Genomic DNA, 20,318 nt, shown 5'->3' with positions numbered 1-20,318 from the left:
GACGATGGGGTTCTTTAAGAATATTACCCTTTTTCAAAACGATCGGTTCGGGATCAACGTCATCCTGGACATACTGATCGTAAGTTTCCTGATCTACCAATTTTATGCGACCATTCGCCGGACCAGAGGCGTCCAGTTATTGTTGGGAATCGGGCTCATCTGGCTCCTTGGAATCTTCGCCCAATACGCCGAGTTCGAACTTTTGGACTGGATCATCGATAATATACGTCCCGCGCTCGTATTCGCCATCATTGTTTTATTGCAACCGGAACTTCGTAAGATCACGGGAGATATGGCCCGGTTGAAGTTCTTCCGCCCCTTCCTTTTAAAAACGGTTACGGATCTGGACGAAATCGTAGAAGCGGCCAAAATCATGGCCAAGAACAAGACCGGGTCCATCATCGCGATCGTCCGTGAACACAGCCTTAAGGAAATCACGGAACAGTCTGTCCAGTTAGATGCGGTCCTTTCGACGAGTTTACTACTTACGATCTTTAAAAAGAATACTGCCCTTCACGACGGCGCGGTGATCATAGAGCAGAACAGGATCGCCTGCGCCGGAGCGTTTTTGCCCATGGCCCAGAATATGGACGATGCCAGAATGGGGGCAAGGCATAGGGCGGCGCTCGGAATCGCGGAGGAATCCGACGCAGTGGTCGTGGTGACTTCCGAGGAAACGGGAGAGATTTCCGTCTGTCACGACGGAGAAATGATCCATCCGGTCAAACCCATAGAATTGAAGAATCTATTGAATACGATTCTTCACGAAAAGAAATCCGGTCCGGAGAAAAAAGGGGAAGGGGACGAAAAGGAGGAACAAAGTGATTAAGGCCCTCCTGAATAACTGGCAAGCCAAGTTAGGCTCCCTGGTCCTCGCGATCGTATTTTATATCAATCTTCAGAATTCCAAGATCCTAGTGCGGGAAGTGAATATTAAGATCGATTATCCGAAACTCTCCGGAGGAATGGCGATCGCAAAGGGATCCGATACTACGTTTCCGGTCAAGGTGGAGGGGGTTCGAGACTACGTAAATTTCTATTCTCCATCACTAAAGGCTTATATTTCCGCCACGGATCTGCATCCGGGGGAGAACTTTGTGAATGTTGTCCGCATCGGAGGAGTTCCTGCCGGACTCCGAGTGACTCGCTTAAAGGACAAGGTCAAAATCCTAGTGGATTCCAGCATTACCAGAAACCTTCCTTTAGAAGTGAAATTCTCCGGTGATCCTCCCAAGGATTACGTTAAATCCTCGCATTTTATCTCTCCGACCAATCTCGCCGTGGTGGGAAGTCACGCCCATTTGGAAAAAATCGGGAGAATTTCCATCCCGTCCATTTCCCTGAAGGACAAAACCGAATCTTTTACGATAAAACAAAAACTTCCCGAACTTCCTTCCGGAGTCCGCTATCGGGATAACGTAAAGGAAGTCTCGGTCCGGGTAAACATCATCGCGATTTCCTCCACGCCGGGAGAAAGCATCGTACTCGGAGTTCCGATAAAATGCCAGACCTTGGATAAAAGTCTGGAGGCGGAATTTTCCGAGCAGGAAATTTCCGTAAAATTACAGTCAAAAACTCCGCTGAGGAGTATCCAGATCATCAAGGGCTTATCGGCTACGGTCGCCTGTACCCACAAATACGACCCGAAGGCGAAAAAACTTTTGCCCGATAGCAAGCCGGTAATGGCTAAAGTTCGTTTAACAAAAGCGCCTTCTCTGAAATCCGTGGACATACAAAGTTTCTTTCCGGACAGGATCTCCATTTTGTACCGGATCCGACCGGACCTGGACGGAGAGACCGGAGAGGAGCCGACGGAAGGCGAGACGGAACAGAATTCGGAAGAACCTCTGCCGGAGCCCGAGGAAGAATGAAAATATCGATCGGAAACGATATCGTGGAAAACGACCGCATCCGGGATCTTTTGGACAAGCACGGAGAGCGTTTTTTAAAAAGAGTTTTTTCGGAGACGGAGATCCAGTATTGCAACGGCCGAAAGGATCCGGTGCCTCATTTGAGCGGCCGCTTTTGCGTTAAGGAAGCCTTTATCAAGGCCATAGAAGCGGGGGATAAGGTCGCATTGGACATGCGTGAAATCGAGCTTTTCGGAAAGGAATTCGGAAAAAAAGAATTGGTACTTCACGGAAAATCGAAAGAATTGTTCCTCGAGAAAGGTTATAGCGGCGTCTCCGTTTCCATTAGCCATGCGGAGAACTATTCCACTGCCGTGGTAATCCTATATAAGGAGTGAACGTATGGTCTCCGAGTCTTTCAAGGAAACTCTTCGCCTCTATAACGAGGGTCTACAGCTATACAAGACCAGAAAGTTCACGGACGCCCTCGGGCTGTTCAAAAAAGCTCTGGAAATCACTCCTGGAGACGGACCGTCCAAAAAATACATAGGACGCTGCGAAGCGTTCATCGCGCAACCTCCTCCCGAGGATTGGGACGGAGTCTTCGAAATGAAAACGAAATAACCTCGGTATCATGACCAAAAAAATAGCAACCGCAACAAAACCCATTCGTACAGTCACCGAACACGGAGCCATATCTACCGTTTTGGGAAGGGAAACTGCATTTTCCGGGATTCTGAATTTCCGTAGACCATTGGAGATCCTAGGCGAATTCCATGGGGAAATCGAATCGGAAGGTTTCCTTTTGGTAAGCGAAGGGGCCAAAGTCCGGGCAAATATCAAGGCAGGCACCGTGGTTGTGGGTGGGGAAATCACCGGCAACGTGATCGCCACCCAGAGATTGGAAATGCTTCCTACCGGAAAAGTGAACGGAAATATCAAAACGGCCAAACTGCAGATCGCCGATGGAGTGGTATTCGACGGTAACTGCGAAATGATCCTTCCCAATAAGGATTGACCTCTAGGCCAATTCTGCAAAATTGGTATCTACCAGCCCGAAACGACCCATGGACGGCGCAAAAGCGGGAAAAATCGCCCTTGCCATTGTCCTAGGTTCCTTGGTGGGAGCCGTACTAGGCGTTCTAATCGATCGCTTGTTAGGGATTCATTTCCTTTCCGTCTACCTGCTCCAGGAAGCCGTTCGGCTGGAACTTTACGTAATCAAAGTCGAAGTTCAAGTTACCCCTGCGAGTCTCTTGGGACTTGTGGCGACATTGTTCTTCGTACTAAAAAAGGGGTAAACAACTCATGTCAGTAATTTCCATGAAAAACCTTCTGGAAACCGGAGTTCACTTCGGGCACCAGACCCGGAAATGGAATCCGAAAATGGCTCCCTACGTCTTCACTGCGAGGAACGGGATTCATATCATCGATCTTCAAAAGACCGTACAAAAAGCGAAGGAAGCATACGACGCGTTAAAGCGTCTGACCAGCGACGGGAAAAAAGTCCTATTTGTCGGAACCAAGAAGCAAGCGCGCGGTGCCATCGAAAGAGAAGCGATCCGCTCCAATATGTATTACATTAATAACCGTTGGCCGGGTGGTCTGTTGACGAACTGGAATACGGTTAAGAAATCCATTGCGAGATTGAAAAAATTGGAAGCGATGGAATCCGAAAACACTTTCGAAAAGGAAGTGAAAACCAAGAAAGAGATCCTTTCTCTCCGTCGGGAATCCGAAAAATTACGCAAAACCTTGGGCGGAATCAAGGACATGGTTTCCATTCCGGACATTCTATTCGTGATCGATCCTAAAAAAGAGGAAATCGCGGTCAAAGAAGCTCGCAAACTCGGTTTGAAAATATTCGCCGTTGTGGATACCAACTGTGATCCGGAACTGATCGATTATCCGATTCCCGGTAACGACGACGCGATTCGCGCCATTTCTCTCTTCCTGGAGACGATGTCCAACGCGGTGATCGAAGGGACCGGTGGAGTCGTTGAACAACCTAGATTCAGCGAAGACTTGGATTCCGAAGCTTTGGCTCTGGAATACCAGGGGGAATACGACGAGAGCGGTAAGTTCATCATGGACGAAGATCCCGAAAAAGGTAAAAAATCCGAGGAATCTTCTCCTGCTGCTGCGCCTGCGCCGGCTCCCGAATCTTCTTCCGCAGCGGCAGCTGCTACGATCGAAATCGACAAGAACGAATAAGGAGGAGTAGAAATTGTCAGCATCTACCACAGACCTGATCAAGGAACTCCGCGACCGCACCGGAGCGGGGCTCATGGACTGCAAGAAGGCCCTTGTAGAAAATAATAACGACTTGGATAAGTCCGCCGATTGGCTCCGGGAAAAAGGAATCGCGAAGGCCGCTAAAAAGGCCGGTCGCGTAACTAAGGAAGGCCGCACCGTTTCCTATATCCACGGAGATGGCAAGATCGGAGTTTTGCTCGAGCTCAACTCGGAAACGGACTTCGTCGCGAGAAACGAATCCTTCGAGGCTTTGGGCAAAGAGCTCTGCCTTCAGATTGCGGCCATGTCTCCCTTATATGTAAGCGAAGACCAGGTGCCTGCAGAGGAAATCGATCGTGAAAAGAAAATGATCGAAGCCCAACTCAAGGAAGAGGGGAAAAAGTCCGAGCAGATTGATAAAATCGTTCCGGGTAAGATTAAGAAATATTTTTCCGAAATCTGTCTTTTGAACCAAGCCTTTATCAAGGACAATTCCAAGACGGTCGACGACCTGGTGAAGGAGTCCATCGCGAAGTTCGGCGAAAACATCACCGTAGCCCGCTTTACCCGTTACCAGGTAGGCGGCCTGTAAATTTTGGCTCAGGAAACGGCAAAGTACAAACGTGTCCTGATCAAACTCTCCGGCGAGGCGCTTGCCGGAGAGGGTGAATTCGGAATCGACAGTAAAAAAACGCATTCTTTAGCCGAGGAAGTCAAGGAAATCCAATCCCTGGGCGTGGAAATCGCCATCGTTGTAGGGGGAGGCAACCTGATTCGGGGCGCGAATCTGGTAAAGGTCGGAGGAATCGACCGAGCCACCGCCGACTATATGGGAATGTTAGCTACCATCCAAAACGCGTTGGCTCTCCAAGATGCCTGTGAAAAAAAGGGACTCTACACGAGAGTACAATCCGCGATAGATATCCATTCCGTAGCCGAAAGTTATATTCGCAGGAGAGCGGTCCGTCACCTGGAAAAGAAACGGATCGTCATTTTTGCCGGGGGGATCGGAAATCCGTATTTCACTACGGATACCGCAGCTAGCCTTCGTGCGGTGGAAGTGGGATGCGAACTGATCCTAAAGGCCACAAAGGTGGATGGGGTATACGAGGCGGACCCGAAAAAAGACCCGACTGCAAAACGCTACAGTCGGGTTTCTTTTATGGAGTCGATCAAACGGCGCCTACAGGTGATGGATTCCACTGCGTTAAGTTTGTGTATGGAAAACAATATGCCCATTATCGTATTTGACATTTTCAAGCGGGGCAATTTAAAAGATCTGGTCGTCGGAAAGGAAATCGGTACCCTGATTTCCAACTCGGAGGATATACGGATCGATGGCGAATGACGAAATCTTAAACTCAATGAAGTCCAAAATGGACAAAACGGTGGAACTCCTCCGAAAGGATTTTGCCGGAATCCGCACGGGACGTGCAAATCCCGCGTTGATCGAGGACCTGAAAGTGGAGTACTACGGAACTCCTACGCCGATCAATCAGTTGGGAAACATCTCCGTTCCGGAACCCAGGCTTCTCGTGGTTTCCCCCTACGATAAGGGAATCATCAAGGATATAGAAAAAGGGATCCAAGCCTCCGGTTTGGGACTCCAGCCGACCAATGACGGAATGGTGATCCGGATCGTCATCCCTGAGTTGACGGGAGAAAGACGGAAGGAACTCGCGAAAGTGGTGAAATCCAAGTCCGAGGAAAAGAAGGTTGCCGTCCGGAACATCCGCCGGGATGCCCTTGAGGATCTAAAGCGTCATTCTGAAGGAATTTCCCAGGATGAGCTCAAGTCCTTCCAGGACCAAGTCCAGAAAGTCACCGATTCTTATATAGATAAGATCTCCGCTGTCACTGCAGATAAGGAGAAGGAAATCACTACGATTTAAAGTGGTTCCTGTACGGCCAAAACTTCCCCGCCACGTAGCGGTTATCATGGACGGAAACGGCAGGTGGGCGACCGCAAAGGGACTTCCCCGCTCCCAAGGACATAGGGCGGGCGCCGATGCGATCGACCGTCTCATGGACGCGAGCCTTTCCATCGGATTGGAAAACGTTTCCTTATACGCGTTTTCTACGGAAAACTGGAGGCGTCCGATCACTGAGATCCGATCCATCTTCGATCTTCTGGTGGAATACATCGAATCCCGCTTAGAACCGATCGCGGAAAAAGGAATCCGAATCCTGCATTCCGGTTCCAGAAAGAGACTTTCCGCAAAAGTGTTGTCCAAGATAGACAAGGCCATAGAAGTCACCCGGAAAAATCGTAACCTCACCGTAAACTTCTGCCTGAATTACGGCTCTCAGGAGGAATTACTTTCCGCGTTCGGAAAGCTCTTGGAGGACCGCCAGAAAAAAAGAATCGGCAGGGGGAAGCCGGTCTCCGCAAAGGAACTCGAAAAATATTTGTATACGTACTCCCTTCCCCCCGTAGATTTACTGATCAGAACCGCGGGAGAGCAGCGATTATCGAACTTTCTCCTATGGCAATCCGCGTATGCTGAACTCTTTTTTTGCGATACTCTTTGGCCGGAGTTCGATCGTAAAAGTTTGGAATCCGCTTTGGATTGGTTTGCGGGAAGAACTCGGAAATTTGGGGGTTTAGAAAATGAGTGAAACGCCGAAACGGATCCTTTCCGCCGCCGTACTGGTTGTTGTTTATCTTTTCATGATTTTCTACAGGGATTTTTACTATCTTCAAACCCTGTTCATTCTAGCGATCGCGGGCGTGATCGGTCTTACCGAATTTTACAGATTGTCCGATAGAGGGCAGGACGGAAGGCCTTTTAAGGGAACGGGGATCTTTTTCTTTTTACTCATCCTGCTTTTGTTCTATTTCAGATTTATGGCGGCTCAGAATAAATTCGAAGTTCCTTCCTTCTTCCAAAGGAATTTCAAATTCTTCGTACCGCCTTTCGACGCGGTCACTTTCTCCTTTATTCTACTTTTCTTATGTAGTTTTACCTTGCAGATCCTTCGCAGACCTTTGGACGGCGCCATTTTCTCGGTCAGTTCCACCGTGTTGGGAGTCTTTTACGCTTCGATTCCTCTGGGACACCTGCTTCTTTTGCTCGGGATGAACGAGGGAATTTATTATATTTTCCTGGTTTCCGTCGCGACGTTTTTGACGGACGTGGGAGGCTACTTCGGCGGACGCTGGTTCGGTCGGAATCCCGCAGGATTGGCGATTTCTCCTAAGAAAACCTGGGAAGGATACGCTTCCGGGATCGTAGTCGCCGCCGGCTCCGTATTCTTATTGAACTTCCTCTGGGAAAAGAATACCGGGAATTCTCCCCCGATCGGCGGTGCCGAGGTTCTTTTGGTTTCCCTCATCCTTTCCGTGGTCGGAGTCGTCGGAGATCTTTTGGAATCCGCGATGAAGCGGGACGCGAAAGTCAAGGATTCGGGCAATCTGATTCCGGGACACGGAGGCGTTCTGGACAGGGCGGACGCGTTACTTCTTACGGTTCCTATGCTCTATTTTTATCTTCAGATCAAAGGAGCATTAGGCTTCCCAGTCTAATTCCTATATGGCCAGGAACGTCTGTATCCTCGGGGCTTCCGGTTCCGTGGGAGAATCCACGCTTAAGGTGATCCGGACCTTTCCGGAAGAATTCCAACTTAGGTCCTGCAGCGTACATTCCAATCTGGGAAAAGCGGAAGCGATTTTGAAGGAGTTCCAACCTGAATTCCTATGCATTTCCTCGGATTCGGTCGATCGCAAGATTTTAGGGAACAGGCAGGATAGGACGGAAATTCTATACGGTTCGGATTCTCTTTGCCAGCTCGTCAGAGATCCTGAAGTGGAAACGGTGGTGACCGCCGTCGTAGGGGCGAGCGGTGTCGCTCCTACCGTAGAGGCGATCCGAGCCGGAAAAAAAATAGGAATCGCAAACAAGGAAACTCTCGTAACCTGCGGCCCGTATATTAACGAATTATTAAAAACTTCCGAAGCGTATCTCGTTCCCGTGGATTCCGAACACAACGCGTTGTTCCAGCTTCTTCGAAATACGAATCGGGACTCCGTGGAACGGATCGTCTTGACCGCTTCCGGCGGACCGTTCCGGAAACTCCCGATTTCGGAACTTCCGAACGTGACCGTAGAGCAGGCGCTCCGACATCCTACCTGGAACATGGGGCCGAAGATTACGATCGATTCTGCGGGAATGATCAACAAGGGCTTGGAAGTCATAGAGGCGCATTATCTATTCGGTTTTTCTTATGAAAAAATCGGAGTCGTGATCCACCCTCAAAGCGTCGCGCACGGAATCGTGGAAACCAAAGACGGGGCCAGTTTGGTCTATTCTTCCTATCCTGATATGGTTTTTCCGGTAGCGCATTCCCTCTTCTTTCCGGAAATCGTTCCTAAAACGCTTCGCCCTCATCCCAGTACTTCCTGGGGAAACTTGGAATTCTTGGAAGTGGATCCGGAACGCTATCCGGGACTTGCGCTCGCGTACGAAGCTGGAATCGCGGGCGGAACGGCTCCGTCGATTTTCAACGCGGCAAACGAGGTCTCGGTGGAATTGTTTTTAAAAGGTGAAATCCGATTCACTCAGATCCCCGAAAGGATCCGTGAAGCGCTGGAGAGCATTCCGATTTCCCATCCGACGGATTTGGAGGGCTTTCAGGAAGCGGATTCGAGGACCCGAAATTTTGTTTTGAATTCGCGAAAAGGAAAGGTATCGCAATCGTGCTGACTCTCATTTTTGGCGCAGTGTTTATGCTGGCGCTTTGCATCTTTATCCATGAACTCGGGCACTTAGTGATGGGATGGCTCGTGGGAGTGAAAGCAAGGGTATTTTCCATCGGCTACGGAAGAGGAATTTGGAAGAAGCAAATCGGAGAAACCACTTTCCAAATCACAGGGATTCCGATCGGAGGATACGTACTTTTCAAAGGGGACGAATACGGAAGCAACGTAAAGGGAGAAAAAGGGGAGTTCCTTTCCACTCCTCCGCTCAAGAGAATGATTCCGGTGATCGGGGGGCCGCTCTTCAATCTGATCCTGGGATTCCTGATCGTGTTCGGCCTATATCTCTACGGTCACAATCCTTCCGGAAATCGGATTTATCTCGAACCCGCTTATAACGAATTTTCCCCAGGGTACCAGGCAGGATTGAGATCGGGAGACCGGATTTTGGCCGTGAACGGAATCCCTACGGAAACGAAATACGAATTGGTTTCGGAACTCGGGCTCTCCAAAGGAAAGCAGGTATCTCTCTCCGTAGAAAGGGAAGGAAAGAAATTCGAAGTTACGGTTCCGGATTCCTATTTAGGAATCGAATTCGCAGGGGAACGCTGGGTCGAGGCGGAATTCGACGTAAGCGACCGTATGGTTCATTGGCTTTCCTCCAAATTGGATAAGAACAAGGAAGCGGAACGATACCAAAGGGAAAGGATGGAACGCATCGCCGTAGGGAACGAACTCCCCGCGGAACAAACCGCTCTGATGGAGGCAAAGGAACGCCAGAAAATCCTTCAGGCAAGAGCCCTGGACTATCTGAACGATGGGGACAGGATTCTTTCCGTGAACGGTATAGAAGTGCATACCGTTCCTCAATTGCAGGAGACCCTCGGCAAATTCCAGAAAGAAAAGGTCCGCTTGGAAATCGACCGCAAGAAATACCCTCTGCTCAATCCCTGGTCCCGGGAAAAAGTCCAAGTGGAAATGCCTGTCCTTCCCGCATTCGTGGTAGAGTTCAAGAATTTGAAGGATGCGAAGTATCCGGAACTCTCTCCCTCTTCTCGGAATCTATTGAGCTACGATCCGGAAGTGAAGTTGAAACTGCGGAACCTGAAATTGGACGGAAAAACCTTCGAGAATTTCGAGGATTTTCTGGATGAGGTTCGGACACGATCCGGAGAAAGAGTTCGGTTGCAGATCAAAGGAGAAGCCTGGGACGCTACTTTGAATTTAAGGAATATCGGCCTACTCGGTTTCCGTGCGACCATGTACGTCAGCGAAGAGCGAATGGACCGAAAGCTTTCCTTTACGGAAGCCTTCGTTCAATCCGGAAAGGACACCGTCAAAATGATCTCCGACAATCTGAGAGGTTTGGGGATGCTTTTCTCCGGCCTGATCAAGGTGAAGGACAGCCTCTCCGGTCCGGTGGGTCTCTTTAAGGCATCGCAGTATTTTATGGGCAATGGTCTCTTGGATTATTGGGAATTCGTAGCTAAGATTTCGATCGCTTTGATGATTATGAATTTACTTCCGATTCCCGTAGCCGACGGTGGACATATCGTTTTCTTCGCATACGAAGCGGTGGCCGGTAGACCCTTGCCCCAACGAGTGATGGAAGGGATTCTAAGGATCGGATTCTTCTTTCTCCTAGGTCTCGGGTTCTATGTCAGCTACTACGATTTCTTCCGTTAGGCCGGCATGAGAGCATCAAAATATATTTTACCTACAGAAAAAGAAAATCCATCGGACGCGGTCGTCGCTTCCCACCGACTGATGATTCGCGCGGGATTGGTCCGCAAATCCGGTTCGGGTTTCTACTTCTTCCTCCCTATGGGGCTTAGGGTGTTAAAGAAGATAGAGAATATCGTGCGCCAAGAAATGGACGCCACGGGTGCGCTGGAATTCGAACTTCCGATTCTGACTCCCTCCGAGTTCTGGGAACAATCGGGGCGTTGGTCCGCCATGGGACCCGAGATGTTCCGGGTCAAGGACAGGCACGACCAATGGTACGCCTTAGGGCCGACGCACGAGGAATCCTTTTCCTATCTACTCAAACCTTTATTAAAATCCTATAAGGATCTGCCTGTCAACGTCTACCAGATCCATACGAAATTCCGGGACGAGATCCGGCCTAGGTTCGGCGTGATACGTTCCCGAGAGTTTATTATGAAAGATGCATATTCTTTTCATTTGGACGACGCATCCTTGGATTCGACCTACCAGGATATGAGGACGGCATATCGGAAGATCTTCCAACGTTGCGGGTTGAAAACGATTCCCGTCCAAGCCGATTCCGGTTCTATGGGAGGCTCCGCTTCCGAGGAATTCATGGTGGTTTCTCCCATCGGAGAGGAAACTCTCCTACTCTGCGGAAACTGCGGTTATAATTCGAATAGCGAAAAAACTCCATTCGTTCTCCCCAAAGATTTCCATACCAAAGGACCCAAGGAGAAAAAGGAAGTCCCCACTCCGGGAAAGAAAAGCATCCAGGAAGTGGCGGAACTCCTATCAGTCAGCCCGGAGGATACGATCAAAACGGTGGCACTCAAGAACGGAAAGGAATCCGTACTGGTTTTTCTACGCGGAGATTTGGAGCTGAACGAAAACAAATTGAAGACAGCCTTGAAATGGGCGGACCTGGAAATGGTACCGGAAACCGAGCTTCGCGGAGCCGGATTGGTGCCCGGGTACATCGGGCCTTCCGATGCCAAGGCTCCGTTTCGCACGATTTTAGACGCTTCGATCCGGAAGGACGAAGCCTATGTAGTGGGCGCGGGAAAAGAGGATGCACATATCGTAGGTTACGTTCCGGAAAAGGAAATGGCTTCCGGTGCCGAAGTCCTGGACGTGGCCTTGACTCGAGAGGGAGATCCTTGCCCGGATTGCGGAACTCCTCTGAAGGCGGAAAAAGGAATCGAAGTCGGACATATCTTCAAACTCGGAGACAAATACGCCAAAGCCTTTCAAATCCAGGTTCTCGACCAACAAGGAAAAGCTCGGACGCTTACCATGGGTTGTTATGGGATCGGAGTGAACAGAACCATGGCGACGGTGATCGAGCAATGCAACGACGAAAAGGGGATCCATTGGCCGATCAGCATAGCCCCGTACGAAGTGGCGCTCGTGACCTTAGGAAAGGGTCCCGAGCAGGAAGCAAAGTCCAAGGAATTTTACGACGCGTTATGCGACGAAGGTTTCGAAGTGTTTTGGGACGATCGAGATCTAGGGCCGGGATTTAAGTTCAAGGATTCCGAATTGATCGGCTTTCCGATCCGGGTCACCGTAGGCAAAAAATTCTTCGAAACGGGAGAGATTTCCCTTTATGATCGAAAAAGGGACCGAGAGGAGATTTTCCCTTTTAGCGGTTTTGACGATTTGATTTCCCGAGTGGAACGTTTGCGCCAGGAATTGGTTCAGGATTTGTCGGGAGAGTGATCTCTTCCCAGGAAAGAAAGATGGCAAAAGATCGAGGCTTTACCGGAAAAGAAGGGTACTACGGAGAATTCGGGGGAAGATATGCTCCGGAGATTCTGACCCGTGCCTTGGACGAATTGGAAACCGCATACCGACGTCTTAAGAAGAGCAAAAAATTCGAAAAGGAATTGGAGTATTACCGTAGAAATTACATAGGAAGACCTTCTCCTCTTACCTATGCGGAAAATCTAACCAAGGCTTGGGGCGGAGCCAGGATCTGGCTCAAGCGGGAAGACCTGAATCATACGGGAGCTCACAAGATCAATAACGCGATCGGCCAGGGACTGATCGCGAAGTCCATGGGAAAAAGACGCGTGATTGCGGAAACGGGAGCCGGACAACACGGAGTAGCGACCGCCACGGTAGGAGCTTTGTTCGGCTTCGATACCGTGGTGTATATGGGGGAAGAGGATCTCAGGCGTCAAAAACTGAACGAAATCCGGATGCAGATGCTGGGCGCGAAAGTGGTCGGGGTCTCCGCAGGAACCGCGACGTTAAAGGATGCTACTTCCGAAGCCATGCGCGACTGGGCCTTAAATGTGGATCACACTCATTATATCGTGGGCTCCGCGATCGGCCCGCATCCGTTTCCGATGATCGTCCGCGATTTCCAGGCGATTATCGGAGTGGAATCCAAAAAACAATTCCGTAAGGCCGAAGACAAATTGCCGGATGCGGTCGTAGCCTGTGTCGGAGGCGGATCGAACGCGATCGGAATATTTTACGAATTCTTAAAGGACAAAAAAGTGAAGTTGTACGGCGTGGAAGCGGGGGGGAGGGGAACTTCTCCCGGAGAGCATTCCGCAACCATGCTTTTCGGTAAAACCGGATTCTTGCACGGAACCAAGACTCTCGTGATACAGGACGAGAACGGACAAGTTCTTCCCGCCCATTCCGTTTCCGCGGGATTGGATTATCCCGGAGTAGGGCCGGAGCACGCGTATCTTCACGAAACCGGCAGAGTATCCTATGAAAGCGTTTCCGACGAAAACGCGTTAGACGCCTTTCTGGAAGTCTGCAGAGTGGAGGGCATCATTCCCGCTCTGGAAACGGCCCACGCCTTCCGCTTCGCTAGAGATCTGGCAAAAGACCTCGGTAAGAAAAAGGACATTTTGATCTGTCTGTCCGGAAGAGGCGATAAAGACGTAGCGGAAGTCGCCCGCCTGACCGGAATCCTAAAAGGAGAGATCCTTTGAGCGCGATCCAAAGTGTATTTTCCGAAAAAGCCAGCGTATTCATCCCTTACATTTCTTTGGGAGATCCGGATTACGAATCTTGTGTGGATTGGGCGGATGCCTTGATCCGGGGCGGAGCAGGGATTTTGGAACTCGGCATTCCGTTTTCCGACCCTGTAGCGGATGGTCCCGTGATCCAAAAAGCGTTTCAGAGAGCATTGGCCCATCCGTTTTCGATGGACCAAATTCTGGATACGACCGCAAAAATCTATTCCAAGCACCCTCACGTGCCCCTCGTGTATTTAACGTACTTCAATCCGATTTATCGTTACGGCTTCGAAACCTTTGCCGAAAAAGCCAAAACCTCCGGAATCCAAGGCCTGATCATTCCGGATCTTCCGTACGACGCCATCGAATCCGAAGAATTGTTTCAATCCCTCAAAAAAAGGGGAATCGACCTGATCCATTTAGTGACTCCTGCAACGAAACCGGAGAGGATGAAAGGAATCCGGCATTTCGCTTCCGGCTTCGTTTATTACGTAACCTCTTACGGGGTAACGGGGGAAAGAAAATCGGTTTCCGAGGGGTTGGAAGAACGGATTCGTCTTACCAAAAAAACCTTCTCTCTTCCTGTCTGCGCGGGATTCGGAATCTCCACCTCCGAGCAGGCCGCCCGGATTTCGGAATATGCGGACGGAATCATCATCGGTTCCGCGGTCCAGAGGATCATCGAGGAAAACGGAAGAAATCGGGAAACCTGCGTGGAAAAATTACGCGAATTTTCCGCGTCCGTATCCTCCTCTTTGAGAGGGCGAGAAGCGGTTTCCTAAAATCGAGGAGTTATTTTTTCCCCGTTTTCTTTCGATCCGAACGGGACTTCGTCGATATTTTCTTTCCAAAGAACTGGAAGAAAATTGACGAATCAGGATCCGAGGTCAAAATCCTTCCAGTTTCCACTCGGAGGAAAGAATGAGCGAATCTAAGTCCCCCTTTAAACCGTCGATTTTGGATCTGGTATTCGGATCCTTGACGGCGATCGGGATTCTGGCCCATCTATATTACGCCTTCCTATCGAATTCCCCTTTTGCCCTCAATGTGCTTCTCGGGGGAGCGGCCCTTCTGTTTTCCTCCGCTTATTTCTTTTATAAGTTTCTGGAAAAAATCGTTAAAGATAAGCAAGCCATCGGGAGTCTCTGGCTAGCTCTTATCGTTTCGTTTTTGGTATTCGATCTATATGTGGTGTTTACTCCGTTTGCAGACTTGGAGGAATCCTCCGTTTCGTGGAGATTCAACCTGGCAAGAGGCGGAATTACGAAAAGCGAGAAGGAATCCGATGCGGGTACGATCGAATACATAAAATACCAACCCCCTCCCGGAGCTCGTCGCGACATCCAGATCATCGGAATCACGACCAATACTTTGGAGAAATTGGAAGGGGTTTGGCCTCTCCCTTGGAAGAATTACGCAAATATCATAGATAAATTCAAGAAAACCTCCAACTTGCTGATGTTCGATATTTTCTTCGTCGACTACAAGCCGGGACAGACGGAGGAGATGGCCAAGGCTTTAGACGGAAATCCTAGGGTGATGTTCGACTATCCTATGGAGACCAGCCTCGAGTCCAAAGAAGCGATCATCAATCTGGAAAAGAGGATCGAGGTTTTAAGCAAATTCAAGTTACAAAACGTAACCGATCCGGACGATGTCGGGCAACCCTGGCTGAAATTTCCCCAGCCTCCCATCGAACCGGTCGGATCCAGATCTGCCGGTTTAGGATTTGCGAATATTAAGAAAGATGAAAGCGGGTTGAACAGGCGCATGCCTCTGGTCGCCAAATTGGTCAACTCGGGTCCGTTTAAGGAAACGGAGTATTACCCTTCCATAGACCTGATCATCGCCTGTAAATACTATGGGGTCGACGTTCAGAAAGATACGGAAGTCGTGATGGGAAAATACATTAAGATTAAGAACATCCCGCAAAAGACCATCACGAACTTCGACTTTAAGACGATGAAGCGGGAAACGAATGACATCATGGCAAAACCGAATTCCACGCGGGAAGTGACGATTCCGATCGACGCATACGGTCAGATGGAAATCAACTTTGCGGGGGGCTTGTTCTCTTTCCGGAACACGGAGCTTTTCGAAGTGGTGCAGATGTGGGACGAAGAGGCCGCGGCACAGGTGGAGAACAATATATTCCTGGTCGCAATGTATTATGCGACCGGAAGGGGAGCCGCTAAAGATACCCACTTGTCTCCGTTCGGAGACATGTCGGGGATCGAACACCACGCACACGCGATCAATACGATCCTGAATCAGGATTTCCTACTGGAGATCCCCGAATGGGGAAGTTTCCTGATCTATTTCGGGATGGCATTGCTGGTCGGGCTGGTGCTTCCGAGACTCAGGACCTCGTGGGGATTTTTGTTCATCATCGCCTTGGCGTTGGTTTATAGCGTCATCGCTCTGGTGAATTTTACCGAATTCAATATCGTTCATATTTTTCCTTCGGTGATATTGGAGCAGTTGTTCATTTTCGTGGGGATTATAGGTTATAAGATCCTAACGGAGGAAGAGAACGTAAAATACATCCGGAGCACCTTCTCGAAATTCGTTTCCAAAGATGTGGTGGACGAACTCCTGAAAAATCCGGATAATCTGAATCTAGGCGGTTCGAAACGGGACATTACCATCTTCTTTTCCGATATTCGCGGATTCACCACTATGTCGGAAAAGATGGGTCCGGAAGAACTTGTTCAATTCTTGAACCAGTATTTGTCCGAAATGACGGAGATCATTATCGAATTCAAGGGAACGATTGATAAATACATGGGTGATGCGATTATGGCATTCTGGGGGGCTCCGGTTCCTTTAGAGGACCACGCGTACTACGCTTGTGCCGCTTCCATCGCTCAGATGCGTAGGTTGGCGGTCTTGAAGGAAGAGTGGAAAAGCCGGGATCTTCCCGTGATGGATATAGGGATCGGATTGAATTCCGGGCCGGCGGTCGTAGGAAATATGGGGAGTTCCCACCGTATGGACTATACCTGCATGGGGGATACGATCAATCTAGGTTCACGCCTGGAAGGGTCCAACAAGGAATACGCGACCAATATCATCATCTCAGAATATACATATGAAAAGGTCAAGGACCGTGTAATCGCCAGGGAGTTGGATTTGGTAAAGGTTAAGGGAAAAACGAAACCTGTACGGATCTACGAACTGATCGATCTGGTGAACGAAGAGGATCTCAAATTGTTACGCAGACCCCTTTCCGGAGCGGAGCAGTCCTGATGACCGTTAAACGACGGAATTCATGCAACAAGAACAATCCAATCTCGAAGGTATCCGTATTCCCGCGGACCTTAGAAAATTGCCTCCGGAGGAGTTGCCTCGACTTTGTGCCGAGGTTAGAAATTACATCATAGACACTTTGTCCGGAGTAGGCGGTCACTTTGCGAGCAATCTAGGCGTCGTGGAGCTGACCGTCGCATTGCATTACGTGTTCGATACCCCCACCGACCGGTTGATCTGGGACGTGGGTCACCAGACTTATCCTCATAAAATCCTTACCGGAAGAAAAGAGAAACTTTCCACGGTCCGTAAGTTCAAAGGACTTTCCGGGTTCCCGAAAAGAGAGGAATCGATTTACGATCTCTATAATACTGGGCACGCGGGAACGTCCATCTCCCAGGCGTTAGGGGAGGCCGTAGCACGGGACCTTACCGGAAAATCCTACAACGTGGTCGGGATTATCGGGGACGCTTCCATTGCGACCGGGATGGCGCTGGAAGCCATGAACCACGCGGGACATTTGAAAAAGGACCTGATCGTCGTTTTGAACGACAATTATATGTCCATCTCCAAGAACGTAGGATCCATTTCGAATTATCTGAACAATATCATCAGTTCGCATTTTTATCTGAATTGGAAAAGGATATTTTATACTTTTCTAAAATGGCTCCCCATCGTGGGGCCTGCAATGGAAAGTTTCTTTAGGCGCGTAGAAAAAGGTTTCAAGGACGTATTCACACCCGGAGGATTATTCGAGGATTTAGGATTCGTCTATATCGGCCCGGAAGACGGCCACGATGTGATCCGTCTTGTGACCATGCTTAAAAAGATCAAAAGCATGAAGGGCCCCATCCTATTTCACGTGATCACCCAAAAAGGAAAAGGCTACGTCCCTGCGGAAAAGGATCCGATCAAATACCACGGCGTCACCCCTTTCCGCAAGGAGGACGGCGCGATGGAATCGGGGGACGATTCCAAGATTTCCTACTCGAAGATCGTCGGAAAAGTTCTCACGCAACTTACCGAAAAGAATCCGAAAATCGCCGCGATCACTCCGGCCATGATCGAGGGATCCGGTCTAGGGGAATATGTGAATCGATTTCCGGACCATGTATTCGACGTAGGGATCGCGGAGCAACACTCCGTCGCTTTTGCCGGAGCGATGACGAACGGGGATATCGTTCCGTACATGTGCATTTATTCCACGTTTTTAACCAGGGCCATGGACCAACTCGTCGAGGACGTTTCCCTGATGAACCTTCCTGTGAGGTTTGTAATTGACCGCGCCGGTTGTGTGGGACCCGACGGAGAGACTCACCAAGGTCTTTTCGATCTTTCTTATCTGCTTTCCTTACCGAATATGGACGTATTCGTTCCTTCTTCCGGCCAGGATCTCGTGGATTCATTAAGGTTTATGGAAACCTACGACAAGTCGCCGATCGCGATCCGGTTTCCGAAAGCGAGCGTAGATACCTCAGATTTGAATTTTTCCTCTTCTGCGGATTTGAAGCCTGGAACCTTTCGGGTATTGCAGCGCGGAACGGATATCGCCCTATTGTCCGTAGGCTCCCTATTGGAGGAGGCCAAAAAAGCTGCGGCGATTTTGGAGGGAGAAGGGCTATCCGTTACTCTCATCGACTTGGTTTGGCTGAGACCTTTGGGCAAAGAAGCGCTGGACGAAGAACTATCTAAAGTAGGTCATTTTGCGATCTTGGACGAAAGTTATATCGACGGAGGGGCGTCGGGATACTTGTTGAATCGGATTTCTCCGGAATGTCTAGGACGATTCTTAAAAACCTTCGGCTTTCCCTCCGAGCCCATCCATCATGGAGAAAGAAAAGAGATCCTATTGCAATACGGATTGGACGGAAACGGAATTGCCCGCAGTCTGCTTCAGATCGTCGGGAAAGAGGCCGTCCACGGAAAACGCAATTAAGCTCCCGAGTCAGGCGTCCGAAAATAAAAGAAAAACGGGTAGATATTTGGAAAACCTGACGCCTAATGATGCGCTTGAAGCCGCAAAATTCTTTTACAAAGCCGGAGACATTGATCGGTCCGAATTCCTGTTAAAATCGTTTTTAGAACATAAGGAAGATCACGAGGCCTATTTCTTTTTAGGTTTGATCGAAAATCAAAGGGCTAACTGGCAGAGAGGTTTGTATTATTTTTACCGATCGGTGGAGATCAATTCGGAATACGGAAATCCTTGCAACGAGATCGGTATCCTTCTACTCAGAATGGGCAGGGAACGGGAATCGGTTTATTGGCTAAAGAAATCGTTGCGTTGTATTTTAAACGACGCTCCGCATATCTCTCTCTTTAACCTGGCGACTCTATACAAGATTTGGAATCGACCGGAGAGATCTCTCCAGTATCTCCATAAGGCTATCGTAATAAAACCGGATTTCGAGGAAGCGAAACGTCTTCGCGAAGAATTGAATACCGGAATTTAAGACTCGTCGACTCCTAACTCCTAAACTCGGGCGGAAGGGGAACTTCCGGACCTTCTTCCGTCTCGGGCAATTGGATGGTGGCGGTTTTCGTACGCAATACGAGACCCTGATCGGTCTCTTCCAAAAAACGGGACAAATCGGCGGCCACGTTTCTGGCGATCCTGTATTTTAAGAGTCTGTTTCCCTTTCTTTTCGCGATGAGCGTTCCTTCCCGATCCGCTATCAGATCCAATTCGGAGAGTTTCCATTCTTCTCCCGCGTCGCTGAAAAAAAGGAGTTCGCCGTTCTCTTCTCCCACTCGGATCAGATTCAGAGGGTAGCCTTCCAAAAGTAGATAACCGTTTTCGGATAAATCCCCGTAACGGTTGTCGATATACACTCCGTCGGGCCCTTCCTTTAGATTTTTTCGGAAGTACGCTAGAACTTCCCGGTGTTCTATTTTCATTCCTCGAAAAATCCAATCTCCGTTGGAAACTACTTTGATTTCGCTATCTAGACGTTTTGCCATCCCCGTCGGATTCCTTGTACCGAAACGCGATACCTTCCAATACTTTTGCGGATTGCGGAAGTTCCACTACGTTTGTGGAATAGCCTGCGGAGGTCCCGCTCATGAAAACCGTGGCAGGAACCGGAACCAATCCCTTTCCGGAATAAAACATCCCATCCATTCCCCTGTCGAAAAGCTCCTTTTTGATCTTGTCGAAATAGTATTTTTCCACTTTTCCGTCTCCGAAATTCCGAAGCAGGATACGACCGAACACCTCGTAACTTTTATTGCGGGGAGCTTGCTTTAATATTTCGATCTCTTGCCAGGACTGTTTGTGGGTCCGAATCAAATCTTCGCGATACGCGACATCCGGGACGAATTCGACGGATTGGCAGGAGGAAAGGACGCAGAATAAGAGTAGGAATCGTGCGAACCGAACTAACGTCGGTGTTCCGGAATATTCCCTTTTCCATTTTTCCGACGGTTTCATTCTTGTTTCCATTCAGAAAAGTGCCCCGTGGAGGACAAGCCTTTTTGGAGAGACCAAAAACTAGGCTTTTCAGGATCGTTTTTTTTAGTATACTGTCCATGAGCGGCCGGTAAATTATCGCAGAATTCGGAAGCATCCGTATTCTGGTTCCTCACGGCCGGTCTTGC

At 49.4% G+C, this 20,318-nt stretch carries 22 protein-coding genes; 20 read left to right on the top strand and 2 right to left on the bottom strand.

Annotated features, from left to right (window positions below):
- The first annotated feature begins 4 nt into the window (after positions 1-4).
- From cdaA to EHO60_RS11905, 20 genes are all read left to right on the top strand, one after another.
- Entirely contained in the window at positions 5-829 is an 825-nt protein-coding gene (gene cdaA, locus EHO60_RS12000) for a diadenylate cyclase CdaA (RefSeq protein ID WP_135768425.1), read from the top strand.
- On the top strand, positions 825-1,871 hold the full coding sequence (locus EHO60_RS11995) for a CdaR family protein (protein ID WP_210409368.1): 1,047 nt from the start codon (positions 825-827) through the stop codon (positions 1,869-1,871). Before cdaA ends, EHO60_RS11995 begins: the two co-directional genes overlap by 5 nt.
- Positions 1,868-2,248: a holo-ACP synthase gene (gene acpS / locus EHO60_RS11990; protein WP_135768423.1), complete on the top strand. Its 381-nt coding sequence runs from the start codon at positions 1,868-1,870 to the stop codon at positions 2,246-2,248. Before EHO60_RS11995 ends, acpS begins: the two co-directional genes overlap by 4 nt.
- Before the next feature lie 4 nt (positions 2,249-2,252).
- Positions 2,253-2,474 (top strand): tetratricopeptide repeat protein, encoded by a 222-nt coding sequence (locus EHO60_RS11985; RefSeq protein ID WP_135768422.1) that lies wholly within the window; start codon positions 2,253-2,255, stop codon positions 2,472-2,474.
- A gap of 10 nt (positions 2,475-2,484) precedes the next feature.
- Positions 2,485-2,868, top strand: a complete 384-nt coding sequence (locus EHO60_RS11980) for a bactofilin family protein (protein WP_135768421.1) — start codon at positions 2,485-2,487, stop codon at positions 2,866-2,868.
- A gap of 22 nt (positions 2,869-2,890) precedes the next feature.
- Complete coding sequence (locus EHO60_RS11975) at positions 2,891-3,151, top strand: hypothetical protein (protein WP_210409363.1); 261 nt, start codon at positions 2,891-2,893, stop codon at positions 3,149-3,151.
- 7 nt (positions 3,152-3,158) lie between these two features.
- Complete coding sequence (gene rpsB, locus EHO60_RS11970) at positions 3,159-4,064, top strand: 30S ribosomal protein S2 (RefSeq protein ID WP_135768420.1); 906 nt, start codon at positions 3,159-3,161, stop codon at positions 4,062-4,064.
- 13 nt (positions 4,065-4,077) lie between these two features.
- Positions 4,078-4,677 (top strand): translation elongation factor Ts, encoded by a 600-nt coding sequence (tsf, locus tag EHO60_RS11965; protein ID WP_135768419.1) that lies wholly within the window; start codon positions 4,078-4,080, stop codon positions 4,675-4,677.
- A gap of 3 nt (positions 4,678-4,680) precedes the next feature.
- On the top strand, positions 4,681-5,433 hold the full coding sequence (pyrH, locus tag EHO60_RS11960) for a UMP kinase (RefSeq protein ID WP_135768418.1): 753 nt from the start codon (positions 4,681-4,683) through the stop codon (positions 5,431-5,433).
- Entirely contained in the window at positions 5,423-5,977 is a 555-nt protein-coding gene (frr, locus tag EHO60_RS11955; RefSeq protein WP_135768417.1) for a ribosome recycling factor, read from the top strand. The genes pyrH and frr overlap by 11 nt, the downstream gene beginning before the upstream one ends.
- 1 nt (position 5,978) lies before the next feature.
- Positions 5,979-6,704 (top strand): isoprenyl transferase, encoded by a 726-nt coding sequence (locus EHO60_RS11950; protein WP_135768416.1) that lies wholly within the window; start codon positions 5,979-5,981, stop codon positions 6,702-6,704.
- Positions 6,697-7,611 (top strand): phosphatidate cytidylyltransferase, encoded by a 915-nt coding sequence (locus EHO60_RS11945; protein ID WP_135768415.1) that lies wholly within the window; start codon positions 6,697-6,699, stop codon positions 7,609-7,611. Before EHO60_RS11950 ends, EHO60_RS11945 begins: the two co-directional genes overlap by 8 nt.
- 7 nt (positions 7,612-7,618) lie before the next feature.
- A complete protein-coding gene (gene dxr / locus EHO60_RS11940) occupies positions 7,619-8,788 on the top strand; it encodes a 1-deoxy-D-xylulose-5-phosphate reductoisomerase (RefSeq protein ID WP_135768414.1) in 1,170 nt (389 codons plus the stop codon).
- The gene (locus tag EHO60_RS11935) at positions 8,782-10,467 is read left to right on the top strand and encodes a site-2 protease family protein (protein ID WP_135768413.1); all 1,686 of its coding nucleotides are present in this window, start codon (positions 8,782-8,784) and stop codon (positions 10,465-10,467) included. The genes dxr and EHO60_RS11935 overlap by 7 nt, the downstream gene beginning before the upstream one ends.
- A 6-nt stretch (positions 10,468-10,473) precedes the next feature.
- Positions 10,474-12,210 carry a proline--tRNA ligase gene (locus EHO60_RS11930; RefSeq protein WP_135768412.1) on the top strand — a complete coding sequence of 579 codons (1,737 nt, stop codon included), beginning with the start codon at positions 10,474-10,476 and terminating at the stop codon, positions 12,208-12,210.
- 20 nt (positions 12,211-12,230) lie between these two features.
- The gene (gene trpB / locus EHO60_RS11925; RefSeq protein ID WP_135768411.1) at positions 12,231-13,445 is read left to right on the top strand and encodes a tryptophan synthase subunit beta; all 1,215 of its coding nucleotides are present in this window, start codon (positions 12,231-12,233) and stop codon (positions 13,443-13,445) included.
- A complete protein-coding gene (trpA, locus tag EHO60_RS11920; RefSeq protein ID WP_135768410.1) occupies positions 13,442-14,254 on the top strand; it encodes a tryptophan synthase subunit alpha in 813 nt (270 codons plus the stop codon). Before trpB ends, trpA begins: the two co-directional genes overlap by 4 nt.
- Positions 14,255-14,393: 139 nt before the next feature.
- Positions 14,394-16,721 carry an adenylate/guanylate cyclase domain-containing protein gene (locus tag EHO60_RS11915; RefSeq protein WP_135768409.1) on the top strand — a complete coding sequence of 776 codons (2,328 nt, stop codon included), beginning with the start codon at positions 14,394-14,396 and terminating at the stop codon, positions 16,719-16,721.
- 22 nt (positions 16,722-16,743) lie between these two features.
- Positions 16,744-18,657: a 1-deoxy-D-xylulose-5-phosphate synthase gene (gene dxs / locus EHO60_RS11910; RefSeq protein ID WP_135768408.1), complete on the top strand. Its 1,914-nt coding sequence runs from the start codon at positions 16,744-16,746 to the stop codon at positions 18,655-18,657.
- 46 nt (positions 18,658-18,703) lie between these two features.
- Complete coding sequence (locus EHO60_RS11905; RefSeq protein ID WP_135768407.1) at positions 18,704-19,174, top strand: tetratricopeptide repeat protein; 471 nt, start codon at positions 18,704-18,706, stop codon at positions 19,172-19,174.
- 13 nt (positions 19,175-19,187) lie between these two features.
- Here EHO60_RS11905 and EHO60_RS11900 read toward each other — a convergent pair whose 3' ends face one another.
- Together EHO60_RS11900 and EHO60_RS11895 are read right to left on the bottom strand one after the other, a co-directional pair.
- Entirely contained in the window at positions 19,188-19,682 is a 495-nt protein-coding gene (locus EHO60_RS11900; protein ID WP_135768406.1) for a hypothetical protein, read from the bottom strand.
- Entirely contained in the window at positions 19,663-20,151 is a 489-nt protein-coding gene (locus EHO60_RS11895) for a hypothetical protein (protein ID WP_135768405.1), read from the bottom strand. The genes EHO60_RS11900 and EHO60_RS11895 overlap by 20 nt, the downstream gene beginning before the upstream one ends.
- Positions 20,152-20,318: the final 167 nt, after the last annotated feature.

It is taken from the genome of Leptospira fletcheri, assembly GCF_004769195.1.
Classification (GTDB): domain Bacteria; phylum Spirochaetota; class Leptospiria; order Leptospirales; family Leptospiraceae; genus Leptospira_B; species Leptospira_B fletcheri.
This window is presented reverse-complemented; position numbering and strand designations above follow the sequence as displayed.

Coding starts and splice junctions, on each gene's coding strand:
- cdaA (WP_135768425.1), top strand. CDS start 5: ATGGGGTTCTTTAAGAATATTACCCTTTTTCAAAACGATCGGTTCGGG.
- acpS (WP_135768423.1), top strand. CDS start 1,868: ATGAAAATATCGATCGGAAACGATATCGTGGAAAACGACCGCATCCGG.
- EHO60_RS11985 (WP_135768422.1), top strand. CDS start 2,253: ATGGTCTCCGAGTCTTTCAAGGAAACTCTTCGCCTCTATAACGAGGGT.
- EHO60_RS11980 (WP_135768421.1), top strand. CDS start 2,485: ATGACCAAAAAAATAGCAACCGCAACAAAACCCATTCGTACAGTCACC.
- rpsB (WP_135768420.1), top strand. CDS start 3,159: ATGTCAGTAATTTCCATGAAAAACCTTCTGGAAACCGGAGTTCACTTC.
- frr (WP_135768417.1), top strand. CDS start 5,423: ATGGCGAATGACGAAATCTTAAACTCAATGAAGTCCAAAATGGACAAA.
- EHO60_RS11945 (WP_135768415.1), top strand. CDS start 6,697: ATGAGTGAAACGCCGAAACGGATCCTTTCCGCCGCCGTACTGGTTGTT.
- dxr (WP_135768414.1), top strand. CDS start 7,619: ATGGCCAGGAACGTCTGTATCCTCGGGGCTTCCGGTTCCGTGGGAGAA.
- EHO60_RS11930 (WP_135768412.1), top strand. CDS start 10,474: ATGAGAGCATCAAAATATATTTTACCTACAGAAAAAGAAAATCCATCG.
- trpB (WP_135768411.1), top strand. CDS start 12,231: ATGGCAAAAGATCGAGGCTTTACCGGAAAAGAAGGGTACTACGGAGAA.
- EHO60_RS11915 (WP_135768409.1), top strand. CDS start 14,394: ATGAGCGAATCTAAGTCCCCCTTTAAACCGTCGATTTTGGATCTGGTA.
- dxs (WP_135768408.1), top strand. CDS start 16,744: ATGCAACAAGAACAATCCAATCTCGAAGGTATCCGTATTCCCGCGGAC.
- EHO60_RS11900 (WP_135768406.1), bottom strand. CDS start 19,682: ATGGCAAAACGTCTAGATAGCGAAATCAAAGTAGTTTCCAACGGAGAT.
- EHO60_RS11895 (WP_135768405.1), bottom strand. CDS start 20,151: ATGAAACCGTCGGAAAAATGGAAAAGGGAATATTCCGGAACACCGACG.